Source organism: Streptomyces sp. AgN23 (genome assembly GCF_001598115.1).
GTDB classification, from domain to species: domain Bacteria; phylum Actinomycetota; class Actinomycetes; order Streptomycetales; family Streptomycetaceae; genus Streptomyces; species Streptomyces antimycoticus.
Window position 1 is genome coordinate 8,355,275 of record NZ_CP007153.1, and the last position, 13,251, is coordinate 8,368,525.

12 protein-coding genes are annotated in these 13,251 nt (G+C 72.1%); 5 read left to right on the forward strand and 7 right to left on the reverse strand.

The genetic code is table 11. From position 1 onward, the window contains the following. Nucleotides 1–241: 241 nt before the first annotated feature. The 4 genes from AS97_RS36195 to AS97_RS36210 all read right to left on the reverse strand — a co-directional run bounded on the left by AS97_RS36195 (nucleotide 242) and on the right by AS97_RS36210 (nucleotide 5,006). On the reverse strand, nucleotides 242–2,650 hold the full coding sequence (locus AS97_RS36195; RefSeq protein WP_086711528.1) for a Tex family protein: 2,409 nt from the start codon (nucleotides 2,648–2,650) through the stop codon (nucleotides 242–244). A 141-nt stretch (nucleotides 2,651–2,791) separates the two neighbouring features. Then, the gene (locus AS97_RS36200) at nucleotides 2,792–2,932 is read right to left on the reverse strand and encodes an LPFR motif small protein (protein WP_156107474.1); all 141 of its coding nucleotides are present in this window, start codon (nucleotides 2,930–2,932) and stop codon (nucleotides 2,792–2,794) included. A gap of 304 nt (nucleotides 2,933–3,236) precedes the next feature. Further along, nucleotides 3,237–4,100: a hypothetical protein gene (locus tag AS97_RS36205; RefSeq protein WP_059144319.1), complete on the reverse strand. Its 864-nt coding sequence runs from the start codon at nucleotides 4,098–4,100 to the stop codon at nucleotides 3,237–3,239. 147 nt (nucleotides 4,101–4,247) lie between these two features. Then, the gene (locus AS97_RS36210) at nucleotides 4,248–5,006 is read right to left on the reverse strand and encodes an enoyl-CoA hydratase/isomerase family protein (RefSeq protein ID WP_059144320.1); all 759 of its coding nucleotides are present in this window, start codon (nucleotides 5,004–5,006) and stop codon (nucleotides 4,248–4,250) included. A 295-nt stretch (nucleotides 5,007–5,301) separates the two neighbouring features. On the opposite strand from AS97_RS36210, the gene AS97_RS36215 reads away from it, so the two are divergent. Beyond that, nucleotides 5,302–5,808: an ATP-binding protein gene (locus AS97_RS36215; protein WP_059144321.1), complete on the forward strand. Its 507-nt coding sequence runs from the start codon at nucleotides 5,302–5,304 to the stop codon at nucleotides 5,806–5,808. Here the strand turns inward: AS97_RS36215 and idi are convergent. The 3 genes from idi to galE all read right to left on the reverse strand — a co-directional run bounded on the left by idi (nucleotide 5,783) and on the right by galE (nucleotide 8,543). Next, nucleotides 5,783–6,394: an isopentenyl-diphosphate Delta-isomerase gene (gene idi / locus AS97_RS36220; protein WP_059144348.1), complete on the reverse strand. Its 612-nt coding sequence runs from the start codon at nucleotides 6,392–6,394 to the stop codon at nucleotides 5,783–5,785. The two genes, AS97_RS36215 and idi, sit on opposite strands and share 26 nt — an antisense overlap. A gap of 64 nt (nucleotides 6,395–6,458) precedes the next feature. Further along, nucleotides 6,459–7,382: a cation diffusion facilitator family transporter gene (locus AS97_RS36225; RefSeq protein ID WP_210566386.1), complete on the reverse strand. Its 924-nt coding sequence runs from the start codon at nucleotides 7,380–7,382 to the stop codon at nucleotides 6,459–6,461. A 174-nt stretch (nucleotides 7,383–7,556) separates the two neighbouring features. Further along, the gene (galE, locus tag AS97_RS36230; RefSeq protein ID WP_210566387.1) at nucleotides 7,557–8,543 is read right to left on the reverse strand and encodes a UDP-glucose 4-epimerase GalE; all 987 of its coding nucleotides are present in this window, start codon (nucleotides 8,541–8,543) and stop codon (nucleotides 7,557–7,559) included. Between the two features lie 268 nt (nucleotides 8,544–8,811). Here galE and AS97_RS36235 point away from each other — a divergent pair, with 268 nt between their 5' ends. From AS97_RS36235 to AS97_RS36250, 4 genes are read left to right on the forward strand one after another with little or no spacing between them, the layout of a single operon-like run. Then, nucleotides 8,812–10,683 (forward strand): DUF5941 domain-containing protein, encoded by a 1,872-nt coding sequence (locus tag AS97_RS36235; protein WP_125758903.1) that lies wholly within the window; start codon nucleotides 8,812–8,814, stop codon nucleotides 10,681–10,683. Beyond that, complete coding sequence (locus tag AS97_RS36240; RefSeq protein ID WP_059144325.1) at nucleotides 10,680–11,432, forward strand: phosphocholine cytidylyltransferase family protein; 753 nt, start codon at nucleotides 10,680–10,682, stop codon at nucleotides 11,430–11,432. The genes AS97_RS36235 and AS97_RS36240 overlap by 4 nt, the downstream gene beginning before the upstream one ends. Beyond that, nucleotides 11,420–12,493, forward strand: coding sequence for an iron-containing alcohol dehydrogenase family protein (locus tag AS97_RS36245; RefSeq protein WP_059144326.1), 1,074 nt, complete (start codon nucleotides 11,420–11,422; stop codon nucleotides 12,491–12,493). Before AS97_RS36240 ends, AS97_RS36245 begins: the two co-directional genes overlap by 13 nt. Next, nucleotides 12,459–13,250: a CDP-alcohol phosphatidyltransferase family protein gene (locus AS97_RS36250; protein WP_059144327.1), complete on the forward strand. Its 792-nt coding sequence runs from the start codon at nucleotides 12,459–12,461 to the stop codon at nucleotides 13,248–13,250. The genes AS97_RS36245 and AS97_RS36250 overlap by 35 nt, the downstream gene beginning before the upstream one ends. Nucleotide 13,251 lies beyond the last annotated feature (1 nt).

The following is a 13,251-nucleotide window of genomic DNA, read 5'->3' on the forward strand; positions in this document are numbered from 1 at the left end:
CGACCCCACGCGCTCCCACGGCCCGGCCGGATGCCCTTCGGGCGGGTCCTCAATCGCCGGACGGGCTGAAGATCAGCCCGTCCGGCGGTTGAGGACCGGGGTCCGGGGCGGAGCCCCACGCGCGGCGAGCCGCATATCGACAGGAGCCGGGAAGGGGCGGGTAGGGGGAAAGCAACCGCCGCCCGGCCCCGCCGTCATGGCGGGGCCGGGCGGCGGGACGAACCCGGAGTCGCCCGGAGGGCTAGCGCTTCTTCGGGTCGAGCAGGCCCGCCCGCCGCAGGGCGTCGGCCATCGCGCCGTTCACCGGGGCCGCGTCGCGGCCGCCGCCGCCACGCTGGCCACGGCCGCCGCCGCCCTGGCGCTGCTGAGGCGCACCGCCCTGGCGCTGCTGGGGCGCGCCACGGCGGCCCCCGCCGCGCTGGCCGCGGGTGTCCTCGGAGCGGTTGCGGTCCCGGCCGCCGCCGGACGCGGCGCCCGCCTCGTCGTCGAGCCGGAGCGTCAGCGAGATCCGCTTGCGCGGGATGTCGACGTCGAGGACCTTCACCCGGACGATGTCACCGGGCTTGACCACATCCCGCGGGTCCTTGACGAACGTCTTGGACATCGCGGAGACGTGCACCAGGCCGTCCTGGTGCACCCCGACGTCGACGAACGCCCCGAACGCCGCCACATTGGTCACGACGCCCTCCAGGATCATCCCGGCCGACAGGTCGCCGATCTTCTCGACGCCCTCCTTGAAGGTCGCGGTCTTGAAGGCGGGACGCGGGTCGCGGCCCGGCTTCTCCAGCTCCTTGAGGATGTCGGTGACCGTGGGCAGACCGAAGGCGTCGTCCACGAAGTCGTCCGGCCGCAGGCCCCGCAGGACCGTCGTGTTCCCGATGAGGGTGGACACGTCGCCGCCCGCCTTGGTAACCATCCGGCGCACCACCGGATACGCCTCGGGGTGCACGCTCGACCCGTCCAGCGGGTCGTCGCCGCCCCGGATGCGCAGGAAGCCCGCGCACTGCTCGTACGCCTTGGGGCCGAGCCGGGCCACGTCCTTGAGCGCCTTGCGGTTGACGAACGGGCCATTGGCGTCGCGATGGGAGACGATGTTCTCCGCGAGGCCGGTGCCGATGCCCGAAACCCGGCTGAGCAGCGGGGCGGAGGCCGTGTTGACGTCCACCCCGACACCGTTCACACAGTCCTCGACGACCGCGTCGAGCGAACGGGAGAGCTTCACCTCGGACAGGTCGTGCTGGTACTGGCCGACGCCGATCGACTTCGGATCGATCTTGACCAGCTCGGCCAGCGGGTCCTGGAGCCGGCGCGCGATGGAGACGGCGCCGCGCAGCGAGACATCGAGGTCCGGCAGCTCCTGCGAGGCGAAGGCGGAGGCCGAGTACACCGAGGCGCCCGCCTCCGAGACCATCACCTTGGTGAGCTTCAGCTCGGGGTGCCTGCCGCACAGCTCGCCCGCCAGCTTGTCGGTCTCGCGGGACGCCGTGCCGTTCCCGATCGCGATGAGCTCCACGTTGTGCTCACGCGCCAGCGCGGCCAGCTTGTCGAGGGCCTGGTCCCACTGGTTGCGGGGGACATGCGGGTAGATCGTGTCCGTGGCGGCCACCTTGCCGGTCGCGTCGACCACGGCCACCTTCACCCCCGTACGGAAGCCGGGGTCCAGGCCCATCGTGGCACGCGTGCCCGCCGGGGCGGCGAGCAGCAGATCGCGGAGGTTGGCGGCGAAGACCCGGACGGCCTCGTCCTCGGCGGCCTGCCGCAGCCGCAGCCGCAGATCGATGCCGAGGTGGACCAGGACGCGGGTGCGCCAGGCCCAGCGCACCGTGTCGACCAGCCACTTGTCGGCGGGGCGGCCGCGGTCCGCGATGTCGAAGCGGTGGGCGATGGAGCGCTCGTAGGAGGTGGGGCCGGTCTCCTCGGAGGGCTCCTCCGGCTCCAGGGTGAGGTCGAGGACCTCCTCCTTCTCCCCGCGGAACATCGCCAGCACCCGGTGCGAGGGCAGCTCGGTGAACGGCTCGGCGAAGTCGAAGTAGTCGGCGAACTTGGCGCCCGCCTCCTCCTTGCCCTCGCGCACCTTGGTGGCCGCCCGGCCGCGCTCCCACATGCGCTCGCGCAGCTCACCGATGAGGTCCGCGTCCTCGCTGAACCGCTCGGTGAGGATGGCGCGCGCCCCGTCCAGCGCGGCGGCGGCGTCCGCGACGCCCTTCTCGGCGTCCACGAAGGCCGCCGCGGCGGCCGTGGGCTCCACGGTCGGGTCGCCCAGCAGCCCGTCCGCGAGCGGCTCGAGCCCGGCCTCGCGGGCGATCTGCGCCTTGGTGCGCCGCTTGGGCTTGTAGGGGAGGTAGATGTCCTCCAGCCGGGCCTTGGAGTCCGCGGCGAGGATCTGCGCCTCCAGCGCCTCGTCCAGCTTGCCCTGGGAGCGGATCGACTCGAGGATCGCGGCGCGCCGCTCCTCCAGCTCCCGCAGATAGCGCAGCCGCTCCTCCAGGGAGCGCAACTGCGCGTCGTCGAGCATTTCCGTCGCTTCCTTGCGGTAGCGCGCGATGAACGGCACGGTGGAGCCGCCGTCGAGCAGCTCGACGGCGGCTTTGACCTGCCGTTCCCGTACGCCGAGTTCCTCGGCGATCCTGCCTTCGATGGACGTCGTCACGATCACGCTCCGCTTTCGGTCTGCACTGCTCCTGCATTGTGGCAGGTGGCACTGACGAAGCGGTCGCGGCCGACGCTTTCGGCGGGCCGGGAGGGTCGGGGTGCGGGTCGGGCGGACACCGGTATCAGCCGGAAACGGTCATCACACCCGCCTGCGGCGCGGTCCGCTCACCGCGTCGGAGGCACCGCCGAAGAGGCGGGCAACGGCGCGGAAGGGGAGCGTCACCACGGTCGCGATGGCGGCACCGATGGCACGGAGCACGTCGGCGATGGCACGGAACACGGGGATACCTCCTGTCGGTCGGTGGCGGCTCGGCGGCGGCCGCCGGGCACCGTTCGCTACGCGGCGCACGGGCTGGTGCCGGCGTACGCGGCGCGCGGTGTGGGCGCCCGGTTGTCGGACGGCCGATCGCGCACGACAAGCGGGTATCCCGATGTGCTCCTGCCAAACTCCGCCCGACACGGGCGGTCCCGTGCCGGGCCGATGGCCGGACGGGTCGCGCCCGTGCCGCGTCTCCCGGGAGAGGCTTCCAGGGAAACGCGGCACGGGCGCGTGGCGGGCCGGTCGGGGGCCCGTCGGCCGGCCGTCAGCTCTTGCCGCGGAGGTCCGCCGGGAAGGCGCCGTTCTCGCGGGCGGTGGTGGAGAAGGCGGTGGCCAGCTCGGTCAGCCGGGCCACGCCCTCGGCGCCCAGGTGCTCGTACGGCGCCGCGTCCAGGCGGTCGGTCTCCTTCTCGAGGTGCTGGCGCAGCCGCTCACCGGCCTCCGTCAGCTCGTTGTCGGCGGTGAGCAGCCCCCGGTCGCGCAGCCGCTGCCGGCCCGCCTCCCACTCCTCGGCGCTCCAGCCGCGGGTGCGCAGGATCCACTTGGTGGACATGCCCTGCCCGGTCGCGGTGTGGGAGGCCAGCGCCTCGACCGCGTCGAGCTCGGCGCTGACCAGGGTCATCAGATGGCCGTCGCCGCGGTGTTCGCGCAGCAGCGAGGCGGCGTGCCACAGCGCCAGATGCGGGGCGTCCGGGACGGGCAGGTCGGCGTGGGCGGCGTACAGGGGGCGCGCCAGGCGGGAACACGCCTCCGTGGCGCGCAGCGCCAGCTCCGCTGCCTCGGCCATCTCCTTGGAGGCGATGACGTCCTCGCCCAGCACCCGCCGCAGCACCGAATCGGCGGCCCGCAGCCGGGCGTCCAGGGCGGCCTCGGGGGAGACCACGTCCCACGCGGCCGGTATGTGGCGGGCGATCAGGTCATGGCTGAAATTGAAGAAGGTCGCGGTGATGGTGCCCGCGCCCGCCCGGCCCATCGGCGCCGCCCGCCCGACGAAGTAGGCGGCCGCGCTGTCCTCCAGGCCCAGCTTGGCAAGCTCCTTGCCGAAGTCGGGGGCGAAGTAGATGGCGGAGTGAAGCGGGTTGACGACGCGGTAACAGCGCCGGGCGGCAAGCTCGGGAAGTGTGGTCATGGCCGCACGCTACCGACAGGTAGTGACCCCCGGTAGCCCGGGTATCCCCAAGATCCATCGGGCCCGCGGGATCCGACCGCCCTTACGCCGTCGCGATCCCTTCCAAACCCCGTCAGCCCGCTTGATCCGGCCATCTTCCGGCCGTGGTCATCCGACCGGTGGAGTCCAGCGGAAGCGCGGGGTGCGGCGTTCCAGGAAGGCGGCGATGCCCTCGCCGGCCTCCTCGCTGTGCCGCGTCTGCTCCCGCCAGTACGCCGCCCGGTCCGGCTCGACGGGCCCGGCCGCGAACTCCTTGACCGCCGCCTGGGTGAGCTGTGACCGGGAGACCAGCGACCGCGTGAACTCCGCCACCCGCTTGTCGAGTCCGCCCGTCGGCAGCACCTCGTCCACCAGACCGGTGCGCAGCGCCCGTTCGGCGCCGATCAGTTCGCCCGAGAACAGCAGGAACTTGGCGGTGGCCGGTCCCACCAGCTCGACCAGCCGGCGGGTCGAGCTGGGGGCGTAGACGATGCCCAGCTTGGCCGGGGTGATCCCGAAGCGGGCGCCCTCCTCGGCGAACCGCAGATCGCAGGCGGCCGCGAGCTGGCAGCCGCCGCCCACGCAGTAGCCGCGCACCGCGGCCAGGGTCGGCTTGGGGAAGGCGGCCAGCGCCTCCTCGGCGGGCAGCGCGAGCCCGGTGGACTTCTCGTACGTGGCGCTCAGCGAGCCGATGTCGGCGCCCGCGCAGAAGGTGTCGCCCTCGCCGGTGAGCACCAGCGCCCGTACGGCGGGGTCGGCGGCGAGCCGGGTCAGCAGCGGGGGCAGCGCGCGCCACATCCCGGGGGTCATCGCGTTGCGCTTGGTGGGGTTGCGGATGACGACGGTCGCTATGCCGTCGGCGACCTCGTGCTCCAGAGAGGGCTCCATGTGACGGATCGTATCCGGGCCGCGTGGGGCCCCTTCGACAGCATCCGGACCGGGGCAGGGCTGGGGCAGGGCCGGGGCTGGACAGGAGCGGGGCCGGGGCACTCGGGCCGGTCGCGGCAGAGTCACCATGGTCGGAACCCTGGCGAGCAGGAACAGTCGAGCGTGTGACCCTGGCATACGCCAACGATCAAAAACGCTCGATAAGCGTCAAATTGTGCGTACTCCATCGGTCCGTACCAGACCTTCTCAACACTCGGTACGAGTGGTCGGGCGCGGCGAGGGGTGGGTATCGGACATGGAGATCCTCGGGAGAGTCCCCTCCGAAGCGGGACACGCCCCGCCCCCGGCCCCGCCACCGGTCGCCTACGAGGGGACGTGGCGGTTCACCGCACCGGCCCTGGACTCCTCCGTGCCCCAGTCCCGGCACGCGGTGCGCGAACTGCTGGCCCATCAGCGCGTGCCGGTCGACGACGAACTGGTGGAGAGCCTGCTTCTGATCGTCTCCGAGCTGGTCACCAACGCCGTACGGCATGCCGCGCTGCTCTCCCCCGAGATCGCCGTCGAGGTCGCCCTGAGCCGGGACTGGGTCCGGATCGCCGTCGAGGACAACCACCCCTACCGGCCCGTCGCGCTGATGGCGGACCAGGGCGGGACGGGCGGGCGTGGACTGCTGCTGGTGACGGCGATCACGGAGGCGGCGGGCGGGGTCTACGACGTCGACCACACGGCGAGCGGCGGCAAGATCGTCTGGGCCGCCCTGCCGCTGCCCGGGGCGGCTACCAGCCCGCCGCCGTCCCGGTGAGTTCCCGGACCGCCGGGCGGGCCGCGTCCAGCACGGTCATGAACCACGCCGAGAACGGTCCCTCGTCGCGCAGCTTCTCCAGCTCATCGGGGGTGACGAAGGCGATCTCGCCGATCTCCTCCGGATCCGGGCGGGGGGTCGCCCGCACCAGCCCGGCGAAGAGGTGGTTGTACTCCTGCTCCACCAGGCCCGAGGCGGGGTCGGGGTGGTTGTAGCGGACGGTGCCCGCCTCCCGCAGCAGCGCGGGCGCCACGCCCAGCTCCTCACCGGTGCGCCGGGCGGCGGCCACGAACGGCGGCTCACCGGGGTAGGGGTGGCCGCAGCAGGTGTTGGACCAGACCCCGGGGGAGTGGTATTTGCCCAGCGCACGGCGCTGCAGCAGCAGCCGCCCCCGGTCGTCGAAGAGGAAGACGGAGAACGCCCGGTGCAGCTTGCCGGGCGCGAGATGTGCGGAGAGCTTCTCCGCGGTGCCGATCGTCGTACCGTCCTCGTCGACCAGCTCGAGCATGATCGGGTCTGCGGAACCGCTCGGCGCGGAGGGCGCGGCGGTCTCGGCGGAGGCGCCGTTGGCAGGTGTGATCGGCATGACCATCCTCATAGTTCCGACTCGTGAACAGACAAGTCTGCCGCACATGTGCCCCCTGTCTGTGTCAGTGGCACAGCTTGGCTTCGTGATCAGCATGCCCACCCGGTTCCAGCTGGAACGTGCAGTGCCCGACGTCGAAGTGCTCCCCCAGACATCCCTGCAAGGCGTGCAGCATCCGCTCGTGGCCCATCGCGTCCAGAGCCCCGGGAGCGATCACCACATGCGCGGAGAGCACCGGCATTCCCGAGGTGATGGTCCACACGTGGAGATCGTGCAGTCCCTCGACCCCGGGCAGGCCGAGGATGTGGGCGCGTACGGCCGCCATATCGACATTTCGCGGCGCCGCCTCCAGGAGCACGTTCAGCGTCTCGCGCAGCAGCTTGTACGTCCGCGGGACGATCATGAGGCCGATCACCAGGGAGGCGATGGGGTCGGCGGCCTGCCAGCCGGTCGTGAGGATGATCCCGGCTGACACCAGCACCGCGACCGAGCCCAGCGCGTCCGCCGCGACCTCCAGGAAGGCGCCCCGGACGTTCAGGCTCGTGCGCTGGCCGCCCCTGAGCAGGGCCAGCGACACCAGGTTCGCCGCCAGGCCGACGGCGCCGAAGACGATGGTCAGCCCGCCCTCGGTGGCGGCCGGGGTGAGGAACCGCAGCACCGCCTCGGCGAGGATGTAGCCGCCGACGCCGAACAGCAACAGGCAGTTGCCGAGGGCCGCCAGGATCTCGGCGCGGGCATAGCCGTAGGTGCGGTGCGGGCTCGAGGGACGGCCCGCGAAGTGGATCGCCAGCAGCGCCATCGCGAGCCCGAGCGCGTCCGTCGCCATATGGCCGGCGTCCGCGAGCAGGGCGAGGGAGCCGGCGAGCAGGCCGCCGATGATCTCCACGGTCATCACCGTGAGCGTGATGGCCAGGGCGATCCGCAGCCGCCACCGGTGGGCGGCGCCGGCGGTGGTGTGGCCGCGCGCGTGGTCATGACCTGCGCCCATGTGCGTAGGGCCCTCCTCCCGGCGGCGCGGTCCCCTGCTCACCAGTGAACTACGAGGCCGAGGCGCGGCCCGGTCAGCCGCGCCGGTGCCCGGTCAGCCGCGGCCGGTGCCCGGTCAGCCGCGCGGACGCCCCGGCAGCGGCACCAGCGCCCGGCTCGGCGCCGCCCGTGCCCCTCAGCCGCGCCGGGCCTCGGGGTGGTGCAGGCACCAGCCCTCCCAGGCCGACTCCACCATCGCGCGCACATCGTGCCGGGCGCTCCAGCCCAGCTCCTTGGCGATCAGTTCGGTGGATCCGACGACCCGGGCAGGGTCGCCCGCCCGGCGCGGCCCGACCACCGGGGTGAGGTCCGGGCGGCCGGTGACCTCCCCGATCAGATCGGACATCTCGCGCACCGAGACGCCCTGGCCGGTGCCGACGTTCACGGTGAGGTCGCCCGGCTGCCGCTGCGTGGCCAGCCGGCGGGCCACGGCCAGATGGGCCGAGGCCAGATCCTCGACATGGATGTAGTCGCGGACACAGGTGCCGTCGGGGGTGTCGTAGTCCTCACCGAAGATCCGGGGCGGCTCTCCCTCGGTGATCCGCTCGAACATCATCGGGATGATGTTGAACACTCCGGTGTCGGCCAGCTCGGGGCGCGTGGCACCCGCCACATTGAAGTAGCGCAGACAGGCCGTGGAGAGGGAGTGGGCCGCGCCCGCCGCCCTGACCAGCCATTCTCCGGCCAGCTTGGTCTCCCCGTACGGATTGATCGGCAGGCACGGGGTGCCCTCGGTGACGAGTTCCACATCGGGCATGCCGTAGACGGCCGCGGAGGAGGAGAAGAGGAAGCGGCTGACACCGGCCGCGACGGCCGCCTCCAGCAGCACCGTGAGCCCGTGCACATTTTCGCGGTAGTAGCGCAGCGGCTGCTCCACGGACTCCCCGACCTGCTTCTTCGCCGCGAGATGCACCACACCGGTGACCCGCAGGTCAGCGAGGGTGCGGTTCAGCAGCTCACGGTCGAGGAGGGAGCCGCTCACCAGCGGTACGCCCTCGGGCAGCCGCGCCCGGACCCCGCTGGACAGGTCGTCGAGCACGGCCACGGTCTCGCCCGCCTCGGCCATGGCCCGCACGACATGCGACCCGATATATCCGGCACCACCTGTGATCAGCCATGTCATGCCCCGCACCCTATCCGTGGCGGGGCGGTCGCCGTTTGTGGAGGACAGCAGCCATCCACCATGATGATCCGCGGCGCGCGGAAGTGGTCGTTCCCCCGATCGTGTGGTGAATGTGCGGTGAACGGCGGCTTCCTTCAATCCGATAGCCTCTGCCGGACGTGCCGCCAGCCCCGCCGGGTCAGGGCGTGCGATGCCCATGGCCCGGAGGGCCCAGGCCAGTGCCATCAGTGGCGCGGCCACCATGTCAGCTGCCAAGGAGTGAGTTCGTCTGTCGACCGCGATTCTCACCGGTGCGCCGGTCGCCGGCTCGTCCCTCGAGGACGGCCTGCGATCGCTGGGCTTCGACGTGCGTACGGCGACCGATGCCGCCGCGGTCACGGCGGAGCTCGCCACGGTCCCGGCGCATGAGCGGGTGGCCCTTGTGGACCCCCGCTTCATCGGCCATGTCCATGCCCTGCGACTGGCCCTCACCGACCCCCGCTTCCCCGCGGCCGCGGTGCGCGGCGCGCTCAGCGTCCAGGCGGAGGCTCGTACGGCGCTGGTCCGCGCGGTGACGGCCGCCGAGCGCACCGGAACGACGGCCCCCAGCGGCTCCACCCCGCAGCCGCGGTCGGTGGCCGTCGCCGAGACGACCGCCACGGACGGAACGGCCACCGCCCACTCCCGCGTGGACGATCTCGCCGCCGCCCTCGACGCCGAAGGCGTCGCCGTTCACCGCCCCGAGCTCGGTGTGCTCGTGGCCGACGTGCCCGCGGACGCCGAGGCACAGGCCGCGGCGCGCGACGCGGTGGCCGCGGTGGACGACGAGCGGGTGCGGCTGCGGTCCGCCGTGAAGGCGCGGGACGGCTTCTTCACGACGTTCTGCATCAGCCCGTACTCCCGCTATATCGCCCGCTGGTGCGCCCGGCGCGGGCTGACCCCCAATCAGGTCACCACCGCCTCCCTCCTCACCGCCCTCATCGCGGCGGCCTGTGCCGCCACCGGCACCCGGCCCGGGTTCGTCTCGGCCGGTGTGCTGCTGCTCGCCTCGTTCGTGCTCGACTGCACCGACGGACAGCTCGCCCGCTACTCGCTGCAGTACTCCACGCTCGGCGCCTGGCTGGACGCCACCTTCGACCGGGCCAAGGAGTACGCCTACTACGCGGGCCTCGCCCTCGGCGCCGCCCGCGGCGGTGACGATGTATGGGCGCTCGCGCTCGGCGCGATGGTGCTCCAGACCTGCCGCCATGTCGTGGACTTCGCCTTCAACGAGGCCAACCACGACGCCACCGGCAACAGCAGCCCCACCGCCGCCCTCTCCGGCCGCCTCGACAGCGTCGGCTGGACGGTCTGGGTGCGCCGCATGATCGTGCTGCCGATCGGTGAGCGCTGGGCGATGATCGCCGTGCTGACGGCGTTCACCACGCCCCGCATCACCTTCTACGTGCTGCTCATCGGCTGTGCGCTGGCCGCCTGCTACACCACCGCCGGCCGGGTGCTGCGCTCGCTGACCCGCCGCGCGGAGCGCACGGACCGGGCCGCCCGCGCCCTCGCCGAGCTGGCCGACTCCGGTCCGCCGGCCGAGCTGGTCGCCAAGGCCGCCCCGCGCAAGGCGAGTTCGTACCTCGCCCCGCTCTCGGCCGCCCTCGGTGCCGCGGCCGTCCTGGCCGGTACCGCGGCCGCCGGTTTCGGCTCCTGGGTGCCCGTCGGATGCGCCGTGCTCTACGCGGTCCTCGCGGGCGTCGCCGTCGCCGCGCCCCTCAAGGGCCCCCTGGACTGGCTGGTGCCGCCACTCTTCCGCGCCGCCGAATACGGGACCATCCTGATCCTGGCGGCCTACGCGGAGATGAACGGTGCCTTGCCCGCTGCTTTCGGGCTGGTTGCGGCGGTCGCCTACCATCACTACGACACGGTGTACCGCATCCGCGGCGGCACGGGGGCGCCCCCGCGCCGGCTGGTGCGGGCGATCGGCGGGCACGAGGGGCGGACGGTCGTGGTCACGGCCGCCGCTGCCCTGCTGCACGACCAGAACCAAGGTTTCACCATCGCGTTGACCGCTTTGGCGGCGGTCATCGCGCTGGCGGTGCTCATCGAGAGCATCCGCTTCTGGGTGTCCTCAGGAGCACCCGCCGTACACGACGAAACAGGAGAACCCGCATGATCGGCCTCGTGCTCGCGGCCGGCGCCGGACGGCGTCTGCGCCCTTACACCGACACGCTTCCCAAGGCCCTGGTGCCCGTGGGACCCGAGGGGAAGGAAGGCGAGCCCACCGTCCTGGACCTGACCCTCGGCAACTTCGCGGAGATCGGTCTGACCGAGGTCGCCATCGTCGTCGGCTACCGCAAGGAGGCCGTGTACGAGCGCAAGGAGGCCCTGGAGCAGAAGTACGGCCTCAAGCTCACGCTGATCGACAACGACAAGGCCGAGGAGTGGAACAACGCCTACTCCCTCTGGTGCGCCCGTGATGCGATCCAGCACACCGTGATCCTCGCCAACGGCGACACCGTGCACCCGGTCTCCGTCGAGAAGACCCTGCTGGCCGCGCGGGGCAACGGCCAGAAGATCATCCTGGCCCTGGACACGGTCAAGCAGCTCGCCGACGAGGAGATGAAGGTCGTCGCCGACCCCGACAAGGGCGTCCAGAAGATCACCAAGCTGATGGACCCGGCCGAGGCGACCGGTGAGTACATCGGCGTCACCCTCATCGAGGGCGAGGCCGCCGCCGATCTCGCGGACGCGCTGAAGGCCACCTTCGAGCGCGACCCCGACCTCTACTACGAGGACGGCTACCAGGAGCTGGTCAACCGCGGCTTCAAGATCGACGTGGCCCCGATCGGCGACGTCAAGTGGGTCGAGATCGACAACCACGACGATCTGGCGAAGGGCCGTGACATCGCGTGCCAGTACTGACGAGGCTCATCCCCTCGCCGCTCGTCGTCGACATCCGCGCGGGCGCCCTGGACGATCTCGCGGGGGTCCTCGCCGACCAGCGGATCTCCTCCTCCGGCAAGCTGGCCATCGCCATCAGCGGCGGCTCCGGTGCTCTGCTGCGCGAGCGGCTGTCACCGGCGCTGCCGGGCGCGAGCTGGTACGAGGTCGGCGGCGGCACGCTGGATGACGCGATCAAGCTCGCCGACGCCATGAAGTCGGGGCACTACGACGCGGTCGTGGGGCTGGGCGGCGGAAAGATCATCGACTGTGCGAAGTTCGCCGCGGCGCGCATCGGCCTTCCGCTGGTCGCCGTCGCCACCAACCTCTCGCACGACGGTCTGTGCTCCCCGGTCGCGACCCTGGACAACGACGCCGGACGCGGCTCGTACGGGGTGCCCAACCCGATCGCCGTGGTCATCGACCTCGATGTGATCCGTGAGGCGCCGGTCCGCTTCGTCCGCTCCGGTATCGGCGACGCCCTGTCCAATATCTCCGCGGTCGCCGACTGGGAGCTGTCCCACCGCGAGACCGGCGAGCAGATCGACGGCCTCGCGGCCGCGATGGCGCGCCAGGCGGGCGAGGCCGTGCTGCGCCACCCCGGCGGGGTCGGCGACGACGGCTTCCTCCAGGTGCTGGCCGAGGGACTGGTGCTCACCGGCATCTCCATGTCGGTCGCGGGGGACTCCCGCCCGGCCTCCGGTGCCTGCCACGAGATCAACCACGCCTTCGACCTCCTCTTCCCCAAGCGCGCAGCCAGCCACGGCGAGCAGTGCGGCCTGGCCGCCGCCTTCGCGATGCGGCTGCGCGGGGCGCATGCGGAGTCGGATCACATGGCCGAGGTGCTGCACCGGCACGGTCTGCCCGTGCTGCCCGAGGAGATCGGCTTCACGGTGGACGAGTTCGTCCAGATCGTGGAGTTCGCTCCGAAGACGCGCCCTGGCCGCTACACGATCCTCGAGCACCTCGACCTCTCAACCGACGCGATCAGGGACGCATACGCCGACTATGCCAAAGCAGTCAGTCAAGCCATCAGTGGCTGAACTCCGCCCGGTCGTCCACCCCGCGGGGGTCAAGGACCGGCGGAGCGGTGAGCACTGGGCCGGGCGCCTCTACATGCGCGAGATCTCGCTGCGCATCGACCGGCACCTGGTGAACACGCGGGTCACGCCCAACCAGCTGACGTACCTGATGACCGTCTTCGGCGCCCTCGCCGCCCCGGCCCTGCTGGTGCCGGGGATCGCGGGTGCCGTGCTCGGCGTGCTGATGGTCCAGCTCTACCTGCTGCTGGACTGCGTCGACGGCGAGATAGCCCGCTGGAAGAAGCAGTTCTCGCTGGGCGGCGTCTATCTGGACCGGGTCGGCGCCTACCTGTGCGACGCCGCGGTGCTCGTCGGCTTCGGTCTGCGCGCCGCCGACCTGTGGGGCTCCGGACGGATCGACTGGCTGTGGGCGTTCCTCGGCACCCTCGCCGCGCTCGGTGCCATCCTGATCAAGGCCGAGACCGACCTCGTCGGGGTCGCCCGGCACCAGGGCGGTCTGCCGCCGGTCAAGGAGGCGGCCGCCGAGCCGCGCTCGTCCGGTGTGGCGCTGGCCCGCAGGGCGGCCGCGGCGCTGAAGTTCCACCGGCTGGTCCTCGGGGTCGAGGCGTCGCTGCTCATCCTCGTGCTGGCGATCGTGGACCAGGTGCGCGGGGACCTGTTCTTCACCCGGCTGGGCGTTGCCGTACTGGCCGGTATCGCCCTGCTGCAAACCCTGCTTCACCTCGTGTCCATCCTCGCGTCGAGCAGGCTCAAGTGAG